Source organism: Stenotrophomonas sp. NLF4-10, assembly GCF_022359915.1.
GTDB classification, from domain to species: Bacteria; Pseudomonadota; Gammaproteobacteria; order Xanthomonadales; family Xanthomonadaceae; genus Stenotrophomonas; species Stenotrophomonas daejeonensis.
The window spans coordinates 2611025-2633916 of sequence record NZ_JAKSEE010000003.1 but is presented as its reverse complement, the minus strand read 5'-3'; the positions used below and the strand labels follow the sequence as shown (position 1 = coordinate 2633916).

The 22892-nt window shown below is 68.2% G+C and carries 21 protein-coding genes, 1 tRNA gene and 1 pseudogene; 15 read left to right on the top strand and 8 right to left on the bottom strand.

Annotated elements, in window-relative coordinates:
• Together MIC98_RS12375 and MIC98_RS12370 are read left to right on the top strand one after the other, a co-directional pair.
• Positions 1 to 945: a DUF1684 domain-containing protein gene (locus MIC98_RS12375; RefSeq protein ID WP_345772161.1), complete on the top strand. Its 945-nt coding sequence runs from the start codon at positions 1 to 3 to the stop codon at positions 943 to 945.
• A complete protein-coding gene (locus MIC98_RS12370) occupies positions 942 to 1919 on the top strand; it encodes a TraB/GumN family protein (protein ID WP_239737390.1) in 978 nt (325 codons plus the stop codon). Before MIC98_RS12375 ends, MIC98_RS12370 begins: the two co-directional genes overlap by 4 nt.
• A 240-nt stretch (positions 1920 to 2159) precedes the next feature.
• On the opposite strand, the gene phaR is transcribed toward MIC98_RS12370, so the two are convergent.
• The 4 genes from phaR to gluQRS all read right to left on the bottom strand — a co-directional run bounded on the left by phaR (position 2160) and on the right by gluQRS (position 4606).
• Complete coding sequence (gene phaR, locus MIC98_RS12365; protein ID WP_239737389.1) at positions 2160 to 2669, bottom strand: polyhydroxyalkanoate synthesis repressor PhaR; 510 nt, start codon at positions 2667 to 2669, stop codon at positions 2160 to 2162.
• 7 nt (positions 2670 to 2676) lie between these two features.
• Positions 2677 to 2805 carry a hypothetical protein gene (locus tag MIC98_RS17065; protein WP_275452848.1) on the bottom strand — a complete coding sequence of 43 codons (129 nt, stop codon included), beginning with the start codon at positions 2803 to 2805 and terminating at the stop codon, positions 2677 to 2679.
• A gap of 8 nt (positions 2806 to 2813) precedes the next feature.
• Entirely contained in the window at positions 2814 to 3557 is a 744-nt protein-coding gene (locus MIC98_RS12360; protein WP_239737388.1) for a beta-ketoacyl-ACP reductase, read from the bottom strand.
• A 134-nt stretch (positions 3558 to 3691) separates the two neighbouring features.
• Entirely contained in the window at positions 3692 to 4606 is a 915-nt protein-coding gene (gluQRS, locus tag MIC98_RS12355) for a tRNA glutamyl-Q(34) synthetase GluQRS (RefSeq protein WP_345772160.1), read from the bottom strand.
• A 66-nt stretch (positions 4607 to 4672) separates the two neighbouring features.
• On the opposite strand from gluQRS, the gene htpX reads away from it, so the two are divergent.
• The 4 genes from htpX (at position 4673) to MIC98_RS12335 (ending at position 8882) form a co-directional block, all read left to right on the top strand.
• Entirely contained in the window at positions 4673 to 5536 is an 864-nt protein-coding gene (gene htpX / locus MIC98_RS12350) for a protease HtpX (RefSeq protein WP_239737387.1), read from the top strand.
• 75 nt (positions 5537 to 5611) lie between these two features.
• Positions 5612 to 6217 carry a GNAT family N-acetyltransferase gene (locus MIC98_RS12345; RefSeq protein WP_239737386.1) on the top strand — a complete coding sequence of 202 codons (606 nt, stop codon included), beginning with the start codon at positions 5612 to 5614 and terminating at the stop codon, positions 6215 to 6217.
• Positions 6214 to 7098, top strand: coding sequence for a carbon-nitrogen hydrolase family protein (locus MIC98_RS12340; RefSeq protein WP_239737385.1), 885 nt, complete (start codon positions 6214 to 6216; stop codon positions 7096 to 7098). Before MIC98_RS12345 ends, MIC98_RS12340 begins: the two co-directional genes overlap by 4 nt.
• A 191-nt stretch (positions 7099 to 7289) precedes the next feature.
• The gene (locus tag MIC98_RS12335) at positions 7290 to 8882 is read left to right on the top strand and encodes a M20/M25/M40 family metallo-hydrolase (protein WP_239737384.1); all 1593 of its coding nucleotides are present in this window, start codon (positions 7290 to 7292) and stop codon (positions 8880 to 8882) included.
• A 66-nt stretch (positions 8883 to 8948) separates the two neighbouring features.
• Here MIC98_RS12335 and MIC98_RS12330 read toward each other — a convergent pair whose 3' ends face one another.
• The 3 genes from MIC98_RS12330 to uvrA form a co-directional block, all read right to left on the bottom strand.
• The gene (locus tag MIC98_RS12330) at positions 8949 to 9335 is read right to left on the bottom strand and encodes a hypothetical protein (protein WP_239737383.1); all 387 of its coding nucleotides are present in this window, start codon (positions 9333 to 9335) and stop codon (positions 8949 to 8951) included.
• A gap of 218 nt (positions 9336 to 9553) precedes the next feature.
• Complete coding sequence (locus tag MIC98_RS12325) at positions 9554 to 9961, bottom strand: thioesterase family protein (RefSeq protein WP_057641961.1); 408 nt, start codon at positions 9959 to 9961, stop codon at positions 9554 to 9556.
• A complete protein-coding gene (uvrA, locus tag MIC98_RS12320) occupies positions 9958 to 12918 on the bottom strand; it encodes an excinuclease ABC subunit UvrA (protein WP_239737382.1) in 2961 nt (986 codons plus the stop codon). Before uvrA ends, MIC98_RS12325 begins: the two co-directional genes overlap by 4 nt.
• A 279-nt stretch (positions 12919 to 13197) precedes the next feature.
• On the opposite strand from uvrA, the gene rplU reads away from it, so the two are divergent.
• From rplU to obgE, 3 genes are all read left to right on the top strand, one after another.
• Positions 13198 to 13506 carry a 50S ribosomal protein L21 gene (gene rplU, locus MIC98_RS12315; RefSeq protein WP_057641959.1) on the top strand — a complete coding sequence of 103 codons (309 nt, stop codon included), beginning with the start codon at positions 13198 to 13200 and terminating at the stop codon, positions 13504 to 13506.
• 17 nt (positions 13507 to 13523) lie between these two features.
• Complete coding sequence (gene rpmA, locus MIC98_RS12310; protein WP_057641958.1) at positions 13524 to 13784, top strand: 50S ribosomal protein L27; 261 nt, start codon at positions 13524 to 13526, stop codon at positions 13782 to 13784.
• A gap of 177 nt (positions 13785 to 13961) precedes the next feature.
• On the top strand, positions 13962 to 15017 hold the full coding sequence (gene obgE, locus MIC98_RS12305; RefSeq protein WP_239737381.1) for a GTPase ObgE: 1056 nt from the start codon (positions 13962 to 13964) through the stop codon (positions 15015 to 15017).
• Between the two features lie 226 nt (positions 15018 to 15243).
• Here obgE and rpsT read toward each other — a convergent pair whose 3' ends face one another.
• Positions 15244 to 15513 (bottom strand): 30S ribosomal protein S20, encoded by a 270-nt coding sequence (rpsT, locus tag MIC98_RS12300; RefSeq protein ID WP_057641989.1) that lies wholly within the window; start codon positions 15511 to 15513, stop codon positions 15244 to 15246.
• Positions 15514 to 15628: 115 nt separating this feature from the next.
• On the opposite strand from rpsT, the gene murJ reads away from it, so the two are divergent.
• The 6 genes and pseudogenes from murJ to MIC98_RS12270 all read left to right on the top strand — a co-directional run bounded on the left by murJ (position 15629) and on the right by MIC98_RS12270 (position 22850).
• Positions 15629 to 17233, top strand: coding sequence for a murein biosynthesis integral membrane protein MurJ (murJ, locus tag MIC98_RS12295; RefSeq protein ID WP_057641983.1), 1605 nt, complete (start codon positions 15629 to 15631; stop codon positions 17231 to 17233).
• Between the two features lie 84 nt (positions 17234 to 17317).
• A pseudogene (locus tag MIC98_RS12290) lies at positions 17318 to 18235 on the top strand (bifunctional riboflavin kinase/FAD synthetase); the annotation flags it as partial.
• Positions 18236 to 18261: 26 nt separating this feature from the next.
• Positions 18262 to 21093 (top strand): isoleucine--tRNA ligase, encoded by a 2832-nt coding sequence (gene ileS / locus MIC98_RS12285; RefSeq protein WP_239737379.1) that lies wholly within the window; start codon positions 18262 to 18264, stop codon positions 21091 to 21093.
• A gap of 120 nt (positions 21094 to 21213) precedes the next feature.
• Complete coding sequence (gene lspA / locus MIC98_RS12280; RefSeq protein ID WP_239737378.1) at positions 21214 to 21729, top strand: signal peptidase II; 516 nt, start codon at positions 21214 to 21216, stop codon at positions 21727 to 21729.
• Positions 21730 to 21788: 59 nt separating this feature from the next.
• Entirely contained in the window at positions 21789 to 22739 is a 951-nt protein-coding gene (ispH, locus tag MIC98_RS12275; RefSeq protein WP_239737377.1) for a 4-hydroxy-3-methylbut-2-enyl diphosphate reductase, read from the top strand.
• Between the two features lie 35 nt (positions 22740 to 22774).
• Positions 22775 to 22850: transfer RNA gene (locus tag MIC98_RS12270), tRNA-Thr, on the top strand.
• Positions 22851 to 22892: the final 42 nt, after the last annotated feature.

The following is a 22892-nucleotide window of genomic DNA, read 5'->3' as shown; positions in this document are numbered from 1 at the left end:
ATGAAACGAATGGGGGGAGCCGCGTTGCTGGCGGCGCTATTGCTGGCCGGTTGCGGCGGAAGCGACAAGCAGGACGTCGCCGACGCCGCGCCGCACTTCGATGCCGCGTTCCTGATGAACAACGACATCTGGCGCGAGCAGCGCAAGACCGAACTGCTCGCGGCCGATGGCTGGACCAGCCTGGTCGGCCTGCACTGGCTGGAGCTGAAGGCGCACTACATCGGCAGCGGCAGCACCAGCGGCATCCGCCTGGCGGTGGGGCCGGAGCGGATGGGCATGGTGTCGCGCGATGGCGGGCAGGTGTGGTTCACCCCCGAGCCGGGCGCGGCACTGCAGGTGCAGGGGCAGCCGCTGACCAAGCGCATCGCCTTCCACAGCGACGACGATTTCGAGCCGACCATCATCAGCTTCGACGACGGCAAGGGCGCGCTGAGCCTGATCCACCGCGGCCCGCGCTACGCGCTGCGGGTCAAGCACGCCGACGCGCCCGCGCGCGTCCATTTCACCGGACTGGATTATTGGCCGGCCGATCCGTCGTGGCGGATCACCGCGCGCTTCGTGCCGCACGACGCCGGCAAGACCCTGCCGATCGCCGACATCACCGGCCTGGTCCGCGACCAGGCCAACGCCGGCGCGGTCGAATTTGAGCGCGATGGCCGCACCTGGCGGCTGGAAGCGCTGGGCGAGCCCGGGCGGCCGCTGCAGCTGATCTTCGCCGACCGCACCAGCGGCCGCGGCAGCTATGCCGCCGGCCGTTACATCGATGTGGGCGTGCCGGACGCGAAGAGCCAGGTGGTGGTCGATTTCAACCGCGCCTACAACCCGCCGTGCGCGTTCACCCCGTTCGCGACCTGCCCGTTGCCGCCGCCGGAGAATCGCCTGGACCTGCCGGTCGAGGCTGGCGAGAAGACCTACGTCAAGCCGGACGCCGGAGGACATGCATGAACTGGATGGCACGCACCACCGCGTTGCTGCTGGGCGTGGCCCTGCTGCTGGGCGCGCCGGCGCCGGTGCTGGCACGGCAGGCCGCCGTGCCGGTGGCGGCACCCGCCCACGCGCCGCCGGTGCCGTTGTTGTGGAAGGTCAGCGGCGCGCAGGGCAGCGCGTTGTACCTGCTGGGTTCGTTCCACCTGCTGACGCTGCGGGACTACCCGTTGTCGGTGGACGTGGACACGGCGTTCGATGCCTCGCGCCGCCTGCTGTTCGAACTGTCGCCGGAGGAAATGCAGGCGCCGGAGCTGGCCGCGCGGATGCTGCGGGCGGCGGTGCGCGCCGATGGCCGCCAGCTCAAGGACGACCTGGATGCGGAAACGTGGCAGCGCCTGCAGGCCTACGCCGGCGCCAACGGCCTGCCGCTGGAGAAACTGGCCGGGTTGAAGCCGTGGTTCGTCGGCCTGTCCATCAGCCTGGCGCAGATGCAGCGGCAGGGGCTGGACGCGCAGGCCGGGCTGGACCGGCACCTGATGGCGCGCGCCGCCGACGCCGGCAAACCGGCCGAGGGGCTGGAGAGCGCGGCGGCGCAGATCGCCATGCTCGACGGCATGGACGCTGAGGAGCAGCGCCAGCTGCTGCGCGAGGCGCTGGAGCAGGTGGACAAGGGCGACGAACAGAGCCGGCGCCTGCACGATGCCTGGCGCCGCGGCGACGACGTGACCCTGTGGCGCGACATGGCCGCGCAGATGCGGCAGGACTACCCGGGCCTGTACCGGCGCATCAACGTCGAGCGCAACGACGCATGGCTGGCGCCGCTGCGGCAGCGCCTGCAGGCCGGGCAGGGCACCACGCTGGTGGTGGTCGGCGCACTGCACCTGCTGGGCGAGGATGGCGTGGTCGAGAAGCTGCGCGCGGAGGGCTACGAGGTCGAGCGGATCTGTTCGGCGTGCGCGCCGGCGGGGAAGGCGAACGGCAGAAATCCATGATTGCGGCATGGCTTGGTTCAGGCGTTCCCTGAGGTTCCGGCATCATGCTCCGGAAAGATGGTCGGGGCATGGGGCCTTGGTAGAGCGGGGCTTGCCCCGCAGGGGCATTACCGGGCCAGCCCCGTGCCGGGCAAGCCCGGCACCTACGAGATGGGCCAAGAACTCGAAGAATCGCGGCGGTTTGAATCATGCGGGCCCACAACGAAGAAGGCCGACGCTTGCGTCGGCCTTCGTGCATTTTCAGCGGCTGCCGCGGCGCTTGTCGCCCGGCGGCGGCGGTTCCGGCGGCTTGGTGCCCGGCTGCGGGCGGCCGAAGCCGGCGCCCATGCTGCGCTGGAATTCCTGCCACAGCTCCAGGTTGCGCTCGGTGAGCTGGTTCATCATCGCCCACGGCGTCTGCCCGAGCAGGTTGCCCATCTGCTGGCGGAACTGCTGCTGCTGGTCGAGGAATACCTGCATGCTGCGCTCCAGGTAGTTGCCCATGAAGCCCTGCAACGAGTCGCCGTAGAAGCGGATCAGCTGGCTCAGCAACTGCGTGGACAGCATCGGCTCGCCGTCCTGTTCCTTGTCCGCGATGATCTGCAACAGCACCGAGCGGGTCAGGTCCTCGCCGCTCTTGGCGTCGCGTACCTCGAAGTCCTCGCCGTCGAGGATCAGCTGGCGCACGTCCTCGATGGTGATGTAGCTGGAAATCTCGGTGTCGTAGAGCCGCCGGTTGGGATACTTCTTGATGATGCGGGTCGCAGCCATTAAGCAGTCACTCGTCACGGTAGATGCGCAGCATGGCGCAGTGCAGCAGGGCTTGCAACCGCCATAAGTACGGGTTGCGGGCTGCTGGGAAACGGTATTCGTGCTGCGCGGCAGGCCCGGCCATGCTGCGCAGCATGGCCGCCGTCACCAGCCCATGTGGTGGCCGCCGTTGATGTCCAGGTTGGAGCCGGTGATCCACGCCGCTTCCTCGGCGACCAGGAAGGCCACCGCGTAGGCGATCTCCTCCGGCTTGCCCAGGCGCCCGGTGGGGATGTCGGCGATGATCTTGGCGCGCACTTCCTCCGGTACCGCCATCACCATGTCGGTGGCGACGTAGCCGGGCGAAATGGTGTTGACGGTGATGCCGAAGCCGGCGTTTTCGCGCGCCAGCGAGATGGTGAAGCCGTGCATGCCGGCCTTGGCCGCGGCGTAGTTGGCCTGGCCGTACTGGCCCTTCAGGCCGTTGATCGAACTGATCTGGATCACCCGGCCCCAGCCGCGCCGGCGCATGCCCTCGATCACCGGGCGGGTGACATTGAACACCGAGTTGAGGTTGGTGTTGATGACCTCGTGCCACTGCTCCGGGCTCATGCGGTGGAAGGTGGTGTCGCGGGTGATGCCGGCGTTGTTGACCAGTATCTCCACCGGCCCCAGCGCCTCCTCGACCGCCTGCACCAGCGCCTTGCCGCTTTCCGGGGCGGACACGTCGCCGGGGAACAGCGCGAAATCGTAGCCCTCGTCGCGCATGCGCTGCTGCCAGTGCTGCGCCTTCCCGGCATTGCGGTAGTTGGTGGCGACCCGGTGGCCCTGGTCGGCCAGGCGCTGGCAGATCGCGGTGCCGATGCCGCCGGTGCCGCCGGTGACCAGTGCGATGCGGGGTGTCGTCATGGGGTGTCCAGGCGAAGGCGCAGGGGGCATTCGATTCTATGTGAAGGCGCCGGCAGTGCGTAGGTCGGGGCCATGCCCCCGACGCTGTTGACCGCCCGAAGCGTCGGGGGCGTGGCCCCGACTCCGCCCCTGACCTAGGGGAATGGCGTCCCGTCCGCCTTGATCGACTCGCGGCGCAGGCGCTGCGGCTGGAACGCGGCAACGGCGCGTTCCAATAGTTCCGGCAGGGTAACGGTGCCCTCCAGTGCCGCTGCCGGCTGGCCGAGCGCCCGCCACAGCCAGCGCAGCGTCGGCAGCGGGTCGGTGGCGTCCACTGGCTGCGCGGCCAGCGACTTGGACAGCTTGCCGCCCTGTGCGTCCAGCAGCAGCGGCAGGTGCAGGTAGCGTGGCGTGGGCAGGCCCAGCGCGCGTTGCAGCAGGATCTGCCGCGGCGTGGAGTCGAGCAGGTCGGCGCCGCGTACCACGTCGCTGATGCCCTGTCCGGCATCGTCCACCACCACCGCCAGCTGGTAGGCCCAGCAGCCGTCGGCACGCAGCAGCACGAAGTCGCCGACGTCGCGGTCCACGGCCTGCGCGAAGCGCCCTTGCAGGCCATCGTCGAAGGCAACGCTGCTGCCGTCGGCCACGCGCAGGCGGATGGCCGGCTGCGGGCGCGGCGGCCGGGCCACGCAATGGCGGTGGATGCCCTGCTGGCCGGCAAGGTCGGCGCGACTGCAATGGCAATGGAAGGCCTTGCCCTGCTGCAACAGCTGTCCGACGGCGGCCCGGTACAGCGCATGGCGCCGGCTCTGGTAGTGCACCGGTTCGTCCGGGTGCAGGCCGAAGGCGGCCAGCGTGGCCAGTTGCGCTGTCGCGGCGCCGGCCACCTCGCGCGGGCCGTCCACGTCCTCGATGCGCACCAGCCATTGCCCGCCGGCGTGCCGGGCCAGCAGCCAGCTGCCGAAGGCGGCCAGCATCGAGCCCGGGTGCAGCGGGCCGGTGGGCGAGGGGGCAAAGCGGCCGCGGTAGCCGGCCGTTGGCGGCAAAGCTGAATCGCCGGTCACGTTCACGCTTGAAATCGTTCCGCTCGCACCTCAAATTCGCCCCGATTATCCATCACTTACGGATCCCCTCGCATGTTTACCCGCATCGGCCTGTTCCTGCTGACCAACCTCGCCGTGCTGGTGCTGGCCAGCGTGGTGATGTCCATCCTCGGCGTCAATTCCACGCAGATGAGCGGCCTGCTGGTGATGGCCGCGATCTTCGGTTTCGGCGGTTCCATCATCTCCCTGCTGCTGTCCAAGTTCATGGCCAAGCGCGGCACCGGCGCGGTGGTCATCACCCAGCCGCGCAACCCCACCGAGCGCTGGCTGCTGGACACGGTGGCGCGCCAGGCGAAAGCCGCCGGCATCGGCATGCCGGAAGTGGCGGTCTACGACGCGCCGGAGATCAACGCCTTCGCCACCGGCGCCAACCGCAACAACGCGTTGGTGGCGGTGTCCACCGGCCTGCTGCACAACATGAGCGAGGACGAGGCCGAGGCGGTGCTGGGCCACGAGATCGCCCACGTCGCCAATGGCGACATGATCACGATGGCGCTGCTGCAGGGCGTGCTGAACACTTTCGTGATCGTGCTGGCGCGCGTGGTCGGCGGCGTCATCGACGGCGCCTTGTCCGGCAACCGCGACGGCGGTCGCGGCTTCGCCTACTACATCATCGTGTTCGTGCTGGAGATGGTGTTCGGCCTGTTCGCGACGATGATCGCGATGTGGTTCTCGCGCCACCGCGAATTCCGCGCCGATGCCGGTGGCGCACAGTTCGCTGGCCGCCAGAAGATGATCGCCGCGCTGGAGCGGCTCAAGCTCAACCACGGCCAGAGCACGCTGCCGAACCAGATCGCCGCCTTCGGCATCGCCGGCTCCACCGCGAAGAAGCTGTTCCTCAGCCACCCGCCGCTGGAGGAGCGCATCGCCGCGCTGCGTTCTTCGACCGTGGCCTGAGCGGCCCGCCGGTTTTGCTGCAACAGAATGCCCGGCCATGTGCCGGGTATTTTTTTGCACGGCTAGAATCGGCGGATGGAAGACACGCTCACCGTCACCGTCCTGCGCGGTCCCGGACTGCTGCCGCTGCTGGACGACGTGGCGCGCCTGCGCATCGGCGTGTTCAACGCCTGGCCTTACCTGTACGAAGGCAGCCTGGATTACGAACGCGACTACCTCGCCGCCTATGCCGCCACGGCGGATGCGGTGTGCGTGGTCGCCCGTGCCGGTGGTGAAGTGGTCGGCGCCTCGACCGGGTTGCCGCTGCTCGACGACGGCCCGGCGTTCCGCCAGCCGTTCGAGGCCGCGGGCATCGACCCGGCGCAGGTGTTCTATTTCGGCGAGTCGGTGCTGTTGCCGGCGTGGCGCGGACGCGGCATCGGCCATGCGTTCTTCGACGCGCGCGAGGCACATGCGCGGGCCCTGGACCGGTTCGCGATGACCGCATTCTGCGCGGTGGACCGCGAAGCCGACGATCCGCGCCGCCCGCCCGGCCACCGCGACAACGACGCGTTCTGGCACAAGCGCGGCTATGCGCGCCGGCCCGGCATGACCCTGCACCTGCGCTGGCGGGAAACCGGGCGCGGCGAGGTGCTGCACCCACTCACGTTCTGGACCCGCATGCTGGAGCCCGCCGCATGAAGATCGCCGTCGCCCGTTACGAAATCGGCGCACCCGCCGATTTCGATGCCTTCGCCCTGCGCCAGCGGCAGGTGCTGGCCGAGGCCGCCGCCGCCGGCGCGCGTATCGCGGTACTGCCCGAATACCTGTCGCTGGAACTGGCCGCGACGTTCGAGCCATCGGTTGCAGGCGACCTGCCGGCCTCGCTGGCGGCGATCCAGCGCTACCGGCAAGCGTGGCTGGAATTGTTCGCCGGGCTCGCCCGCGCGCTGGACATGCACGTGGTGGCCGGCACCTTCCTGCTCGATACCGGCGCTGGCCGCTACCGCAATCGCTGCGACTGGTTCACACCGCAGGGCGCACATCTGTGGCAGGACAAGCTGCAACTGACCGGCTTCGAGAAGGCCACCGGGCTGATCGAGGTGGGCGATGCCCTGAAGGTGTTCGAGGTGGACGGCATCCGCGCCGGCGTGGCGATCTGCTACGACAGCGAGTTCCCATTGCCGGTGCGCGCGCAATGCGAGGCCGGCGCGCGGCTGCTGGTGGTACCCAGCTGTACCGATACCGAGGCCGGCGCCACCCGCGTGCACGTGGGCTGCCTGGCACGGGCGCTGGAGAACCGCCTGTTCGTGGCGAAGGCGGTGACCGCCGGGCAGGCCGGCTGGAGCCCGGCGCTGGACGTCAACACCGGGCAGGCGATGGTGTACGCGCCGATGGACCGCGGCTTTCCCGCCGACGGGGTGCTGGCGCAGGCCGCCGAGGGACAGGCATGGGCGGTGGCGGAGCTGGACTTCGACGCGTTCGAGGCCAGCCGCGCGCAGGCGCAGGTGGCCAACGACCGCGACTGGCCGGGGCAGTGGCAACCGGCGCTGCAACGCGCGGTGGTGGTGACATGCGGCTGAGCGCCGCATTCCCGTAGGTCGGGGCTACGCCCCGACGGCATTGGACATGAAGCGTCGGGGGCGTAGCCCCGACCTACGTCATGCGTTTGGTGGATGGCACTGCGCGACCATGACCATTGGCCGGCTCGGGTGTCCGCACCGCTGGCTAGACTCGGGCCTTTGCCACAATCGGCCAGGGGCCGGGGGACGTGATGATCAAGCGGGGTTTGCTGTCATTGGGGTTGGGGCTGACGTTTGCCACCGGCGCGCAGGCGGCCGAGCAGGTGGACCTGGACATGGTGGGCAAGATCCGCCAGGAGGCCTTCCACCGTTCGCAGGTGATGGATACGTTCTCGCATCTCACCGAAACCATCGGTCCGCGCCTGACCAACTCGCCGGCGATGGCGCAGGCCAATGCCTGGACCCGGCAGAAGTTCACCGAGTGGGGTCTTGCCGACGTGCATGACGAGGCCTTCGAGGACTTCGGCCGTGGCTGGGAGTTCGATTCGGCCAGCGTGGAAATGCTGGAGCCGCGCGTGACCCAGCTGTACGCGCTGCCCAAGGCGTGGACGCCTGGCACCCACGGCACCGTGGAAGGCGAGGTCGTCAAGGTCGACATCAAGAAGCTGGCCGATCTGGAGAAGTACAAGGGCCAGCTGCGCGGCAAGATCCTGCTGCTGGGCGACGCACGCGACTACAAGCGCGGCACCGAGGCCGATTCGCACCGCCACGACGCCACCTCGCTGGAGGACCTGCAGCAGTTCGCCATCCCGAAGGACATCAGCAAGGAGCGCGCCAAGCGGCTCAAGGAATTCGGCGAGCGCCAGGAGCTGGTGCGCGCCACCAATACCTTCTTCGTCGAGGAAGGCGCGCTGGCCGCGATCGGCATCAGCGGCTGGGACAACGGCATCATCCGCGTCGGTGGCGGCGGTTCGCGCAAGGCCGGCGAGCCGGTGGGCATCCCCGAGCTGGCGATGATCGCCGAGCACTACAACCAACTGGCGCGCGCGCTCGAGCGCAAGCAGCCGGTGAAGCTGCGGGTCAACGTCGATGCGCGCTTCACCGACGAGGCCGACCAGCCCGGCAACAACACGCTGGCCGAGATCCGCGGCAGCAGCAAGGCCGACGAGATCGTGATGCTGGGCGCGCACATGGATTCCTGGCACACCGGCACCGGTGCGGCCGACAACGCCGCCGGCGTGGCGGTGATGATGGAAGCCATGCGCATCCTCAAGGCAGTGGGCGCCAAGCCGAAGCGCACCATCCGCGTGGCGCTGTGGAGCGGCGAGGAGCAGGGCCTGATCGGCTCGCAGGCCTACGTGTCCCGGCACTTCGCCCACTACCCGGAGCCGACCGATCCGGCGCAGAAGGCACTGCCGTCGTTCCTGCGCGAACCGACCGGCCCGCTGCAGAAGCTGCGCGACTACGAGAAGTTCTCGGTGTACTTCAACATGGACAACGGCTCGGGCCGCTTCCGCGGCATCTACGCGCAGGAGAACATGGCGGCGATGCCGATCTTCGAGGCGTGGCTGAAGCCGTTCAACGACGTCGGCGCGACCACCGTGGCCAGCCGCAACACCGGCAGCACCGACCACATCAGCTTCGACCGCGTCGGCCTGCCGGGCTTCCAGTTCATCCAGGACCGGCTGGACTATTTCAGCAACGTCCACCACAGCAACCTGGACACCTGGGACCACGCCGAGCCGGAGGACCTGAAGCAGGCCGCGGCGATCGTCGCCTCGTTCGTCTACAACGCGGCGATGCGCGAGGAGAAGATGCCGCGCAAGCCGCTGCTGGAAAACTGAGCGCGCTGCGGCACGGGAAACGACGAAGGGCCGCGATGCGGCCCTTCGTCTTTCTGCGGCGTCAGGTCATGCCGCGCTTTGTGCGGCCTTGTGAAACCCGACCAGCTTGAACGCGAGCAGTGTCCCGATATAACCGCTGCCGGTCAGCAGCAGGTTCCACAGGAAGCGGCTGGCCGGGCGCAGCGTGGGGTGGTCGGCGGCATCAACGAGGGCGACGAAGGCCGGTTGCAGGACGCGCCGGATGAACATGGCAATGAACGGGGCGACCCGTGCCTGGTACAGGTCGAGCAGTTGCAGGCCGGCCAACCCCAGCAGCAGTTCCAGGCCGAGCGAGTCGAGCAGCGGGACCAGCAGCCGCAGTTCCGGGTGGCTGATGAAGGCCAGGATCAGCAGCCAGGTGAGGATCTGGAAGACGCGCTTCCAGGTTTTCTTGTTCTTGAATATCGGGTGCATGGAATGGCCTCACGGTGGTTTCGACCCTTCTCCCTTCGGGAGAAGGTGCCCCGAAGGGGCGGATGAGGGGCGAACGTAGTCCATGATGCTTGACCATCGGGTCACCCCAACCCCCGCTTCGCGCCCCGGCCCTTGCGCTGGCGCAAGGGCGTTCGAAGGGCAGCGAACAGGTGGTTCGCGAACTACCTCTCTCACCCCGACGGGAGAGGGGCCATGGATCAGCTCGACGCCTCGCGCACCGCCTCCGGCAGCGGCGCGCTCCTGCCGGTCTGCGCATCCATCCACACCACCACCACGTTGCCGTCCGAGTACAGCTTGCCGGCGTCCTGCTGGTCGACGATGCGGTGGCCGATGGTCACGCTGCTGTTGCCCAGCCGCTCGACGAACAGCTCCACGACGATGTCGTTCGGCCACACGATCGGCAACCGGTAGTTGACGTTGGTGGCGGCCACCACCGGCACGATGCGGTCGTTCAGCGACACGCCTTCCACGCCCAGCATCCAGCGCACGCGCGCTTCTTCCAGGTAGGACACGTACTTGGCGTTGTTGACGTGGCCCATCGAGTCCATGTCGCGCCAGCGCACGCTGATCGGCACGCGGGCCAGCAGCTTGTGTTCGTCGTTCATCGGGAATCCTTTTGCTTGCGGGGGGCGGCCTTCCTGGCGGCCGTTTTCTTCGCGGGCTTTTCCTTGCGCGGTGGCCTTGCATCGGGCTTGTTCGCCACCGCCGCCGGTTGTTCGGGGCGCGCGGCGGTGGAGGGCAGCATCCGTGCGAGGAACTGGCCGGTGTAGGACGCCGGGTGCGCGGCCACGTCTTCCGGGGTGCCGGTGACGAGGATGGTGCCGCCGCGGTGGCCGCCTTCCGGGCCGAGGTCGACGATCCAGTCGGCGGTCTTGATCACGTCGAGGTTGTGCTCGATCACCACCACCGTGTTGCCCTCGTCGCGCAGCTTGTGCAGCACGCCGAGCAGTGCCTCGATGTCGTGGAAGTGCAGGCCGGTGGTCGGCTCGTCGAGGATGTACAGGGTGCGGCCGGTGTCGCGCCGGCTCAGTTCCTTGGACAGCTTCACCCGCTGCGCCTCGCCGCCGGACAGCGTGGTCGCGCTCTGGCCGAGCTTGATGTAGCTCAGGCCCACGTCGACCAGCGTCTCCAGCTTGCGGGCGATGGCCGGCACCGGCTCGAACAGCTTCAGCGCGTCCTCGACGGTCATCTCCAGCACGTCGTTGATGCTGTAGCCCTTGTACAGGATCTCCAGCGTCTCGCGGTTGTAGCGCTTGCCGTGGCAGACGTCGCAGGGCACGTACACGTCCGGCAGGAAGTGCATCTCGACCTTGATCAGGCCGTCGCCTTGGCAAGCCTCGCAGCGGCCGCCACGCACGTTGAAGGAAAAACGCCCCGGCGCATAGCCGCGCGCGCGCGCTTCCGGCACCTGCGCGTACAGCTCGCGCAAGGGCGTGAACAGGCCGGTATAGGTGGCCGGGTTCGAGCGCGGGGTACGGCCGATCGGCGACTGGTCGATGTCCACCACCTTGTCGAACAGGTCCAGTCCCTCGACCTCCCTGTACGCCGCGACCGGGTGCGAGGCGCCGTTGATCTCGTTGGCGGCCAGCGAGAACAGGGTGTCGTTGATCAGCGTCGACTTGCCCGAGCCGGACACGCCGGTGACGCAGGTCAGCAGCCCGGCGGGGACGTGCAGGTCCACGTTCTTGAGGTTGTTGCCGCGGGCGCCGCGCAGGTGCAGCGTCATCTTCGGGTTCGGCTTGTGGCGCCTGGCCGGAATCTCGATGGCGCGCTTGCCGGACAGGTACTGCCCGGTCAGCGAGCGCGGCGCGGCGAGGATGTCCTCCAGCCTGCCTTCACCCACCACCTCGCCGCCGTGCACGCCGGCACCGGGACCGATATCCACGACGTGGTCGGCCAGGCGGATCGCGTCCTCGTCGTGCTCGACCACGATCACCGTGTTGCCGAGGTCGCGCAGGCGGGTGAGGGTGCCGAGCAGGCGCTCGTTGTCGCGCTGGTGCAGGCCGATGGACGGCTCGTCGAGCACGTACATCACGCCCACCAGCCCGGCGCCGATCTGCGAGGCCAGGCGGATGCGCTGCGCCTCGCCACCGGACAGGGTGTCGGCCTTGCGCTCCAATGTGAGGTAATCCAGGCCCACGTCGACGAGGAAGCCCAGCCGCTCGCTGATCTCCTTGACGATCTTGGCGGCGATCTCGCCGCGCCAGCCCGGCAGGCTCAGTTCGCCGAAGAAGCGCTTGGCCTCGTCGATCGGCAGCACCGCCAGCTCCGGCAGCGGCCGGTCGGCGACGAACACGTTGCGCGCGGCCTTGTTCAGGCGCGCGCCCTTGCACTCGGGGCAGGGGCGTTCGCTGATGAACTTTGCCAGTTCCTCGCGCACCGCCGGCGATTCGGTCTCGCGGTAGCGGCGTTCGAGGTTGGGGATGATGCCCTCGAAACGGTGCTTGCGCTGGCTGCGGCCGCCGGCCTCGGTGAAGTAGGTGAAGGTGATCTGCTCCTCGCCGCTGCCGTACAGCACCGCCTGCCGTACGTATTCGGGCAGCGACTGCCACGGCGCGTCGACGTCGAACTTGTAGTGCTTGGCCAGCGAGGCGATCAGCTGGAAGTAATAGGCGTTGCGGCGGTCCCAGCCGCGCACCGCGCCGGCGGCCAGCGACAGTTCGGGGTGCACGACCACGCGCGAGGGGTCGAAGAACTCGGCCATGCCCAGGCCATCGCAGCCGGGGCAGGCGCCGACCGGCGAGTTGAACGAGAACAGCCGCGGCTCCAGTTCCGGCAGTGCGTAGTCGCAGACCGGGCAGGAGTATTTGGAGGAGAACAGCTGCGGGGCCGCGTCGGCGTTGTCCAGCGACATCACCGTGGCCATGCCGTCGCCCAGCTTGAGCGCCGTCTCGAAGCTTTCGCTGAGCCGTTGCTTGATGTCCTCGCGCGGGCGGAAGCGGTCGATCACCGCCTCGATGGTGTGCTTCTGGCGCAGCCCCAGCGCCGGCACCGCGTCGATCTCGTACAGCTCGCCGTCCACCCGCACGCGCACGAAGCCCTGCGCGCGCAGCTGGTCGAACACCTGCACGTGCTCGCCCTTGCGCTCGCGGATCACCGGCGCCAGCAGCATCCAGCGCTGCTCGCCGTCCAGCGCCAGCACCTGGTCCACCATCTGGCTGACGGTCTGCGCCTCCAGCGGGTAGCCGTGGTCGGGGCAGCGCGGGCTGCCGACGCGGGCATAGAGCAGGCGCAGGTAGTCGTAGATCTCGGTGATGGTGCCCACGGTCGAGCGCGGGTTGTGGCTGGTGGACTTCTGCTCGATCGAGATCGCCGGCGACAGGCCCTCGATATGGTCGAGGTCGGGCTTCTCCATCACGCTCAGGAACTGCCGCGCATAGGCCGACAGCGATTCCACGTAGCGGCGCTGGCCCTCGGCGTAGATGGTGTCGAACGCCAGCGAGGACTTGCCCGAGCCGGACAGGCCGGTGATCACGATCAGCTTGTCGCGCGGCAGGTCGAGGTCGATGTTCTTGAGGTTGTGCGTCCGCGCACCGCGGATGCGGATGAAATCCATCGCCATGAGGAATCCGTTGCTGGTCGCCACCGGCGGGGCAGGTGGCGGGGTGTGGGGGCGTAGCCGGCGGCAGTCGACCAGCCTAGCGGCCTTGTGATTTGGGGGCAATTACCGGAATTGCCAGCCCGTGCGCGGCGTCGCGGAAGCGGCGCATGCCCTTGTCCAGGCAGGGGTTTGGCGGGGAGGGGCGGCTTGACCCGGACGCGGTTCTGCCCCTACAATTCCGCTTCTGTCCGCCCTCGATGGTGGGCAGATCCCAAGAATAACTACAGAAGAGACACTCCCATGTACGCAGTACTGGTAACCGGCGGTAAGCAATACCGCGTCGCGCAGGGCGAGACCCTCCGCGTTGAGAAGCTCGAAGCCGAAGCCGGCAGCGAGATCAAGTTCGACACCGTCCTGATGCTCGGCGATGCCGACGGCATCAAGATCGGCGATGCCCTGAAGGGCGCTTCGGTGACCGCCAAGGTCGTGGCCCACGGCCGCGCCGACAAGGTGCGCATCATCAAGTTCCGCCGCCGCAAGCACCACATGAAGCGGCAGGGCCACCGCCAGCACTACACCGAAATCGAAATCACCGGCATCGCCGGCTAATCCAAGGAGAATCCGTCATGGCACATAAAAAGGGCGTAGGCTCCTCGCGCAACGGCCGCGATTCCAACCCGAAGTACCTCGGCGTCAAGATCTTCGGTGGCCAGGCCATCGAAGCCGGCAACATCATCGTGCGCCAGCGCGGCACCCAGTTCCACCCGGGTACCGGCGTCGGCCTCGGCCGCGACCACACGCTGTTCGCGCTGGTCGACGGCAAGGTCGAGTTCACGGTGAAGGGCCCGAAGAAGCGCCGCACCGTCAGCGTCGTCGCGGAAGCCTGATCCCGCACGCGCAGGCGCCCCTGCCTGGCATGGGCGCAGCGACGAAAGCCCCGCTTCGGCGGGGCTTTTCGTTGGAACGGCGGCAGCCGCGCGGCGCGCGTGGCGCCGGCCCGATAGACTTCCCCGGTGGGGCCTCCTTCCCGGTCCCCCATTCCTTTTCGATTCCCGGTCTTTCCCATGAAACTCGTTGATGAAGCCGAAATCTCCGTAATTGCCGGCAACGGCGGCAATGGCTGCGTCGGTTTCCGTCGCGAGAAATTCATTCCGCTGGGCGGCCCGGACGGCGGCGACGGCGGCGACGGCGGCAGCGTGTGGATCCGGGCCGACGAAAACCTGAACACCCTGGTCGATTTCCGCCATGACCGCATCTTCAAGGCGCAGCGCGGCGAGAACGGCATGGGCCGGCAGATGTACGGCAAGGCCGGTGAGGACCTGACCATCACCGTGCCGGTCGGCACCATGGTGATCAACGTCGCCACCGATGAAGTCATCGGCGACATGACCCGGCATGGCGACCGCCTGCTGGTGGCCAAGGGCGGCAAGGGCGGCCTCGGCAACATGCATTTCAAGAGTTCAACCAACCGCGCGCCGAGGCAGGCGTTGCCGGGCGAAGAGGGGGAGGAGCGCCTGCTCAAGCTGGAGCTGAAGCTGCTGGCCGACGTCGGCCTGCTCGGCTTCCCCAATGCCGGCAAGAGCACCCTGATCCGCGCGGTGTCGGCGGCCACGCCGAAGGTGGCCGACTACCCGTTCACCACCCTGTACCCGAACCTGGGCGTGGTGAAGGTGGAGAACTACCGCAGCTTCGTGATCGCCGACATCCCCGGCCTGATCGAGGGTGCGGCCGACGGCGCCGGGCTGGGCGCGCAGTTCCTGCGCCACCTGCAACGCACCCGGTTGCTGCTGCACCTCGTCGACATCTCGCCGATGGAAGGCGGGGTGGAAGGCATTTCCCCGGTCGAGCAGGTGCGCGCGATCGAGCGCGAGCTGGGCAAGCACGACCCGGAGCTGCTGGAAAAGCCGCGCTGGCTGGTGCTGAACAAGGCCGACCTGATGTTCGAGGACGAGGCGCAGGCCGCGGCCGCGCAGGTGGTCGAGGAGCTGGGCTGGACCGCCCCGTGGTACCTGGTGTCGGCGCTGGGCCGCGAGGGCACCTGGCCGATCATGAAGGACATCATGGCCTTCTTCGACCAGCAGAAGCTGCTGGAAGCCGAGGCGCGGCAGGCGCAGGGCTGAGGCGGATGCCGGGAGTCCGCGCGTAGATGCGGGGCTTGCCCCGCATGGGGCTTTCCCGGTGAAGCCTCGTGCGGGGCAAGCACCGCACCTACGAGATTTCCCGGCCAATGGCGTCGTATCAGCGACGGCCCGAAGGGTTGCCGCCACGGACGGCGGCAACAAAAAACCCGGCGCAGGCCGGGTTTTTCAATGCCTGACGCCTTGCGGCACCAGTGGATCGCGCGGATCAGGCGGCCTTGATGGCCTTGATGCGGGCGGTCAGGCGGCTCTTGTGGCGGGCGGCCTTGTTCTTGTGGATCAGGCCACGGGCGCTGAAACGGTCGAGGATCGGCTGGGCGACGGCGAAGGCAGCCTCGGCGCCGGCGGCGTCATTGGCGTCCAGGGCCTTGATCACCTTCTTGACGGCGGTGCGCAGCATCGAACGCTGAGCGACGTTGCGCGCGTTGCGCACGACGGTCTGCTTGGCGCGCTTCTTGGCGGACTTGATATTGGCCACGGTGGTGGTTTCCTGAAAATCGGTGTGGTGGGAACAGCAAGCGCGCAAGTATGATGGGTGCACCAATGAACGTCAAGTCGAGTTGTCAAGGGGGCCGTGGGTGAGTTCACCGCGCATGTTGCGGGGGCTGCTGTCGTTCAGCAGCATGACGATGGTTTCCCGGGTGCTGGGGCTGGTCCGCGACCAGGTCATCAGCACCCAGTTCGGCGCCAACGCCGTCACCGACGCGTTCTGGGTGGCGTTCCGCGTGCCCAACTTCCTGCGCCGGCTGTTCGCCGAGGGCTCGTTCGCCACCGCCTTCGTGCCGGTGTTCACGCAGGTGAAGGAAACCCGCCCGCACGGCGACCTGCGCGAGCTGATGGCGCGGGTGGCCGGCACCTTGGGCGGCGTGCTGCTGGTGGTCACCGCGCTGGCGCTGATCTTCGCCCCGCAGCTGGCGTTGCTGTTCAGCAGCGGCGTGGCCGCCGACCCGGCCAAGCAGGGGCTGCTGATCGACCTGTTCCGGCTGACCTTCCCGTTCCTGTTGTTCGTGTCGCTTACCGCGCTGGCGGGCGGGGCGCTGAACAGTTTCCAGAAGTTCGCGATGCCGGCGCTGACGCCGGTGATTCTCAACCTGTGCATGATCGCCGGCGCGCTGTGGCTGGCACCGCGGCTGGGCGGCACGCCGGAGAAACAGATCCTGGCGCTGGGCTGGGCGGTGCTGGCCGCCGGCGTGCTGCAGTTGCTGTTCCAGCTGCCGGCGCTGCGCGGCATCGACCTGCTGACCCTGCCGCGCTGGGGCTGGAACCACCCGGACGTGCGCCGGGTGATGACGCTGATGGTGCCGACCCTGTTCGGCTCGTCGGTGGCGCAGATCAACCTGATGCTGGATACGGTGATCGCCGCGCGGCTGGCCGACGGCTCGCAGTCGTGGCTGTCGCTGGCCGATCGTTTCCTGGAGCTGCCGCTGGGCGTGTTCGGCGTGGCGCTGGGCACGGTGATCCTGCCGGCGCTGGCCCGCCACCACGTCAAGACCGATGGCGAGGGCTTCTCCGACGCGCTGGACTGGGGCCTGCGCATGACCCTGCTGATCGCGGTGCCGGCGATGCTCGGCCTGCTGCTGCTGGCGCAGCCGCTGATCGCCACACTGTTCCAGTACCGCGAGTTCACCGCGTTCGACACCCGGATGACCGCGCTGTCGGTCTACGGCCTGAGCGTCGGGCTGCCGGCGTTCGCGCTGCTGAAGGTGGTGTTGCCGGCGTTCTATTCGCGGCAGGACACCCGGACCCCGGTGCGCGCCGGCGTGGTCGCGCTGGTCGCCAACATGGTGTTCAACTTCGCGCTGCTGGCGGTGCTGTACCAGTGGATGGTGCCGGACGAACTGAAGGCGCAGGGCGTGATGCGGGCGCTGGCCGGCGTGCCGGGCCTGCACCTGGCGCTGGGCATCGCCAGCGCGCTGTCCAGCTACCTGAACCTGGCGCTGCTCTGGTACTGGCTGGGCAGGACTGGCGTATACCGGCGCCGGCCGGGCTGGGGCGGCTACGTGCTGCGGCTGCTGCTGGCCTGCGCGGCGATGGTGGCGGTGCTGCTGGCGCTGCTGCACTGGCTGCCGGACTTCGACGGCATGGGCAAGTGGGAGCGTGGCGGCAGCCTGGCGCTGCTGGTCGGCGGTGGCGGCCTGACCTACCTGTTGGCGATGCTGGCGATGGGTTTCCGCCCGCGCGACCTGCGCGGGCGGTGAGGCGGGCATGACCGCCTCACCGCTATACTTCCCGGCTACACATGGCAAGGCGCCGGCCTGCAAGGGCCGGTTTTCCGGGTTTGAATGAGCAGGCTGTTTAGGGACGTCGAAGGCGGGGTGCTGTTCCCGCGGGGAAGCGTGGTCTGCATCGGTGCCTTCGATGGCCTGCACAGGGGCCACCGGGCGTTGGTGCGGCATGCGGTCGAGCGCGCGCGCGCGCTGGGCGTGCCGGCGGTGGCGCTGGCCTTCGAACCGCTGCCGCGCGAGTGCTTCGCCAAGGACGACCCGCCGCCGCGGCTGATGCTGGCGCGCGACAAGGTGGCGGCGCTGCGCGCGCTGGGCATCGACAGCGTCGGCCTGCTGCGCTTCGACGCGAAGATGGTGGCCACGCCGGCCGAGGATTTCGTCCGCGACACGCTGGTGCGCCGGCTGGGCGTGCGCGAGGTCTGGATCGGGCCGAAGTTCCATTTCGGCAACCGCCGCGGCGGCGACCTCGCGCTGTTGCAGCGGATGGGGCCGGAGCTGGGCTTCGCCGCCGGCGAGATCGCGCCGGTGCACGTGCACGGCGAGCGCGTCTCCAGCACCCGCATCCGCGAACTGCTGGTGGAAGGCAACTTCGCCCATGCCGCCGACCTGCTGGGCCATCCCTACGCCATCGGCGGGCGCGTGGTGCGCGGGCGCCAGCTCGGGCGCACGCTGGGGTTCCCCACCGCCAATCTGCGTTTTCCGAAAACGCCCGCACTTTCAGGCATCTACGCCACCTGGGTGCACGGCGTGTTCGAGCAGCCGTGGCCGTCGGTGTCCAGCTTCGGCACCCGGCCCACGGTTGACGGCGTGGAACCGCTGCTGGAAGCGCACCTGTTCGACTTCAAGGGCGACCTGTACGGTCGCCACATCGAAGTGGAATTCGTCGCCAAGCTGCGCGACGAAGAGAAGTTCAACGACCTGCCGGCCTTGACCGCGCAGATGCACCGCGACGCCGAACAGGCGCGTCATATCCTCAACGAACAACGACTGCGAGCCACCGCGTGAGCCAGGACTACAAAGCCACCCTCCACCTGCCGGCGACGGAATTCCCGATGCGCGGCGACCTGCCCAAGCGCGAGCCGGGCATCCTGGCGCGTTGGGAAGAGCAGGGCATCTACGCGCAGCTGCGGCAGAACGCCAAGGGCCGGCCGCTGTTCGTGCTGCACGATGGCCCGCCGTATGCCAACGGCCAGATCCACCTCGGCCATGCGGTCAACAAGATCCTCAAGGACATCATCGTCAAGTCGCGTTACCTCGATGGCTTCGACGCGCCCTACGTGCCGGGCTGGGATTGCCACGGCCTGCCGATCGAGATCGCGGTTGAGAAGAAGTGGGGCAAGGTCGGCACCAAGCTCGACGCCGCGCAGTTCCGGCAGAAGTGCCGCGAATACGCCGAGGATCAGATCAACCTGCAGCGCACTGACTTCAAGCGGCTGGGTGTGATCGGCGACTGGGACAACCCGTACAAGACCCTGAGCTTCGATTTCGAGGCCAACGAGATCCGTGCGCTGGCCAAGATCGTCGCCAACGGCCACCTGCTGCGCGGCGCCAAGCCGGTGCATTGGTGCTTCGACTGCGGCTCGGCGCTGGCCGAGGCCGAGATCGAATACCAGGACAAGACTTCGCCGGCGATCGACGTGGCCTACGCCGCGCGTGATGCGAAGAAGCTGGCCGCCAGCTTCGGCGCCGAACTGCCCGAAGGCGTGGAAGTGGCGGTGCCGATCTGGACGACCACGCCGTGGACGCTGCCGGCCTCGCTGGCGGTGTCGCTGGGCGCGGATATCGACTACGCCTTGGTCGAAGGTCCCGCCCGCGACGGCAAGCCGCGCTGGCTGGTGCTGGCTTCGGCGCTGGCCGAGCGCGCACTGGCGCGTTATGGCATCGCCGAAATGGTCGTGCATGGCCACGCCAAGGGTTCGGCGCTGGAAAACCAGTTGCTGGCGCACCCGTTCTACGCCGAGCGCGACCTGCCGCTGCTCAACGGCGAACACGTCTCCGACACCGACGGTACCGGCGCGGTGCATACCGCGCCCGGCCACGGCCAGGAAGACTTCGCGGTCAGCCAGCAGTACGGGGTGATGGACAAGTACAACGCCGGCCAAATCAATCCGGTCGATGGCCGTGGCGTGTATCTGCCTTCGACGCCGGCGGCGGGCGAGGTGGAATTGGCCGGCGTGCACCTGTGGAAGGCGCAGCCGCTGATCGTCGAGGTGCTGCGCGGCAACGGCTCGCTGCTGGCCTTCGCCGAAATCCAGCACAGTTACCCGCACTGCTGGCGGCACAAGACGCCGGTGGTATTCCGCGCCACGCCGCAGTGGTTCATCTCGATGGACAAGGCCGGGCTGCGTGCCGACGCCATGGCCGCCATCGACTCGGTGGGCTGGTTCCCGACGTGGGGCAAGGCGCGCATCGCCAGCATGGTCGAAGGCCGCCCGGACTGGTGCATCAGCCGCCAGCGCACCTGGGGCGTGCCGATCGCGTTGTTCACCCATCGCGAGACCGGCGAGCCGCACCCGCGCACCGTCGAGTTGATGCAGCAGGTGGCCGACCGCGTGCAGGCCGAAGGCATCGACGTGTGGTACTCGCTTGATCCGGCCGAACTGCTGGGCGATGAAGCCGCGCAGTATGAAAAAGTCACCGACATCCTCGACGTCTGGTTCGACTCTGGTGTCACCCACGAGGGCGTGCTGCTGGCGCGCGGTTTCGGCAAGCCGGCGGATTTGTATCTGGAAGGTTCCGACCAGCACCGCGGCTGGTTCCAGTCCTCGTTGCTCACCGGCGTGGCTATCGACAAGCACGCGCCGTACAAGCAATGCCTGACCCACGGCTTCACCGTGGACGAGCACGGCCGCAAGATGTCCAAGTCGCTGGGCAACGGCATCGAGCCGCAGGAAATCATGCGCACGCTGGGCGCGGACATCCTGCGCCTGTGGATCGCCTCGGCCGACTACAGCAACGAGATGTCGCTGTCGCAGGAAATCCTCAAGCGCAACGCCGACGCCTACCGGCGCCTGCGCAACACCGCGCGCTTCCTGCTCGGCAACCTCGACGGCTTCGACCCCGCCACGCACCTGCGCCCGCTGGAGGACATGGTGGCGTTGGACCGCTGGATCGTGCACCGCGCGTGGGAGTTGCAGGAGAAGATCAAGGCCGCGTATGCCAACTACGACATGGCCGAGATCGTGCAGTTGCTGCTGAACTTCTGCTCGGTCGACCTGGGCTCGCTGTACCTGGACGTGACCAAGGACCGCCTGTACACGATGCAGGAAGATTCGCGCGGCCGCCGTTCGGCACAGAGCGCGATGTACCGCATCGCCGAAGCCTTCGTGCGCTGGGTCGCGCCGATCCTGACCTTCACCGCCGACGAACTGTGGGGCTACCTGCCCGGCGAGCACGCCGGCAACGTGCTGTTCACCACGTGGTACGACGGCCTGGCGCCGCTGCCGGCCGACGCGCAGCTGTCGGCGGCCGACTTCGAGCAGTTGCTGGCGGTGCGCGAGCAGGTGGCCAAGGTGCTGGAGCCGATGCGTGCCAACGGCGTGATCGGCGCCGCGCTGGAAGCGGAGATCACCGTGGCCGCCAGCGAGGAACAGGCCGCGCGCTGGCAACCGCTGGCCGACGAACTGCGCTTCCTGTTCATCAGCGGCGACGTCAGCGTGCGCCCGGCGACCACCGACGAGGTGTTCGTCAGCGCGCAGCCGACCGACAAGCCCAAGTGCGTGCGCTGCTGGCACTACCGCGCCGACGTCGGCAGCGTGGAAGCGCACCCGGAGCTGTGCGGCCGCTGTGCCGGCAACATCGACGGCCCCGGCGAAGACCGCCGCTGGTTCTGACCGCTCTGCATTCCCTGTAGGAGCGACGTCAGTCGCGATGGGCTTTCCCGGTGAAGCTCCATCGCGACTGACGTCGCTCCTACAGGGGCCCTCCGCCGCTTTCACTGGTAGAACGACGCGATGACCGCAAGACCCAAACCCAACGCCCTGATCTGGCTGCTGCTCTCGGCCGCCGTCATCGGCCTTGACCAGTGGAGCAAGGCCTGGGTGCTGTCCAGCCTGCCCGAGTACACCCCGGTGTCGGTGATCGACGGCTTCTGGAACTGGTACCGCACCTACAACACCGGTGCCGCGTTCAGCTTCCTCAGCGATGCCGGCGGCTGGCAGCTGTGGTTCTTCACCCTGCTGGCGGTGGGTATCAGCGGACTGATGGCGTTCTGGCTGTCGCGCACCGCGCGCGGCAACTGGCGCAGCGCGCTGCCGTATGCGCTGGTGATCGGCGGCGCCATCGGTAACGTCATCGACCGGCAGATCCACGGCCACGTGGTCGATTTCATCCAGTGGTACGTGGGTGAGCATTACTGGCCGTCGTTCAACATTGCCGACTCGGCGATCGTCGTCGGCGCCATCGGCATTGCCCTTGCCGGCCTGTTTGATGGAAAGAGGCGGGAACAGGGAACGGGGAACGGGGAATGACACGATACGGTTTCGTTCCCGTTTCCCTTCTTTTCCGTTCCCGCCCTTAGAATCCCTGCATGGACGTACTGCTCGCCAACCCCCGCGGCTTCTGCGCCGGCGTCGACCGCGCCATCGAGATCGTCAAGCGCGCCATCGAGACGCTGGGCGCGCCGATCTACGTGCGCCACGAAGTCGTGCACAACCGCTTCGTCGTCGACGACCTGAAGCAGCGCGGCGCGATCTTCGTCGAGGAACTGGACGAAGTGCCCGACGGCAACACCGTGATCTTCAGCGCCCACGGCGTCTCGCAGGCGGTGCGCGACGAGGCCGAGCGACGCGGGCTGAAGGTGTTCGACGCGACCTGCCCGCTGGTGACCAAGGTGCACTTTGAGGTCGCGCGCCACTGCCGCGCCGGCCGCGACGTGGTGCTGATCGGCCACGAAGGCCACCCCGAGGTCGAGGGCACAATGGGGCAGTGGCGGCAGGAGGCCGGTGGCGGTTCGATCTATCTGGTCGAGGACGAGGACGATGTCTGCGCGCTGGAGGTCGGCCAGCCCGGCAACCTCGCCTACACCACGCAGACCACGCTGTCGGTGGACGACACCCGCAGCGTGATCGCCGCGTTGAAAGTGAAATTCCCGGCTATCCAGGGGCCGAAGAACGACGACATCTGCTATGCCACGCAGAACCGCCAGGACGCGGTGCGCGAACTGGCGGGCAGGTGCGACCTGGTGCTGGTGGTCGGCTCGCCGAACAGCTCCAACTCCAACCGGCTGGCCGAGCTGGCGCGCCGCGAGGGCGTGGAGTCCTACCTGATCGACGGCGCGCACGAGATCAAGCCCGAGTGGGTGGCAGGCAAGCGCAACATCGGCCTGACCGCTGGCGCCTCCGCGCCGCAGGTGCTGGTGGACGGCGTGATTGCGCGCCTCCGAGAACTGGGCGCCGGCAGCGTCGCCGAACTGTCCGGCGAACCGGAATCGATGGTGTTCGCGCTGCCCAAGGAACTGCGCCTGCGTTTGGTCGATTGACCGCGCTGGCAGCCAACCCTACAATTCGCGGCTCCGCCGGAATAGCTCAGTTGGTAGAGCGGCGCATTCGTAATGCGTAGGTCGTAGGTTCGATTCCTATTTCCGGCACCAGCATCAACGGAAAGCCAGACGCTTGCGTCTGGCTTTTTCGTT

Bases quoted from the DNA above. Each gene is read 5' to 3' on its own strand.
- MIC98_RS12375 (WP_345772161.1), top strand. From the start codon at position 1: ATGAAACGAATGGGGGGAGCCGCGTTGCTGGCGGCGCTATTGCTGGCC.
- MIC98_RS12370 (WP_239737390.1), top strand. From the start codon at position 942: ATGAACTGGATGGCACGCACCACCGCGTTGCTGCTGGGCGTGGCCCTG.
- phaR (WP_239737389.1), bottom strand. From the start codon at position 2,669: ATGGCTGCGACCCGCATCATCAAGAAGTATCCCAACCGGCGGCTCTAC.
- MIC98_RS17065 (WP_275452848.1), bottom strand. From the start codon at position 2,805: ATGCTGCGCAGCATGGCCGGGCCTGCCGCGCAGCACGAATACCGTTTC.
- MIC98_RS12360 (WP_239737388.1), bottom strand. From the start codon at position 3,557: ATGACGACACCCCGCATCGCACTGGTCACCGGCGGCACCGGCGGCATC.
- htpX (WP_239737387.1), top strand. From the start codon at position 4,673: ATGTTTACCCGCATCGGCCTGTTCCTGCTGACCAACCTCGCCGTGCTG.
- MIC98_RS12345 (WP_239737386.1), top strand. From the start codon at position 5,612: ATGGAAGACACGCTCACCGTCACCGTCCTGCGCGGTCCCGGACTGCTG.
- MIC98_RS12340 (WP_239737385.1), top strand. From the start codon at position 6,214: ATGAAGATCGCCGTCGCCCGTTACGAAATCGGCGCACCCGCCGATTTC.
- MIC98_RS12335 (WP_239737384.1), top strand. From the start codon at position 7,290: ATGATCAAGCGGGGTTTGCTGTCATTGGGGTTGGGGCTGACGTTTGCC.
- MIC98_RS12330 (WP_239737383.1), bottom strand. From the start codon at position 9,335: ATGCACCCGATATTCAAGAACAAGAAAACCTGGAAGCGCGTCTTCCAG.
- MIC98_RS12325 (WP_057641961.1), bottom strand. From the start codon at position 9,961: ATGAACGACGAACACAAGCTGCTGGCCCGCGTGCCGATCAGCGTGCGC.
- uvrA (WP_239737382.1), bottom strand. From the start codon at position 12,918: ATGGCGATGGATTTCATCCGCATCCGCGGTGCGCGGACGCACAACCTC.
- rplU (WP_057641959.1), top strand. From the start codon at position 13,198: ATGTACGCAGTACTGGTAACCGGCGGTAAGCAATACCGCGTCGCGCAG.
- rpmA (WP_057641958.1), top strand. From the start codon at position 13,524: ATGGCACATAAAAAGGGCGTAGGCTCCTCGCGCAACGGCCGCGATTCC.
- obgE (WP_239737381.1), top strand. From the start codon at position 13,962: ATGAAACTCGTTGATGAAGCCGAAATCTCCGTAATTGCCGGCAACGGC.
- murJ (WP_057641983.1), top strand. From the start codon at position 15,629: ATGTTGCGGGGGCTGCTGTCGTTCAGCAGCATGACGATGGTTTCCCGG.
- lspA (WP_239737378.1), top strand. From the start codon at position 21,214: ATGACCGCAAGACCCAAACCCAACGCCCTGATCTGGCTGCTGCTCTCG.
- ispH (WP_239737377.1), top strand. From the start codon at position 21,789: ATGGACGTACTGCTCGCCAACCCCCGCGGCTTCTGCGCCGGCGTCGAC.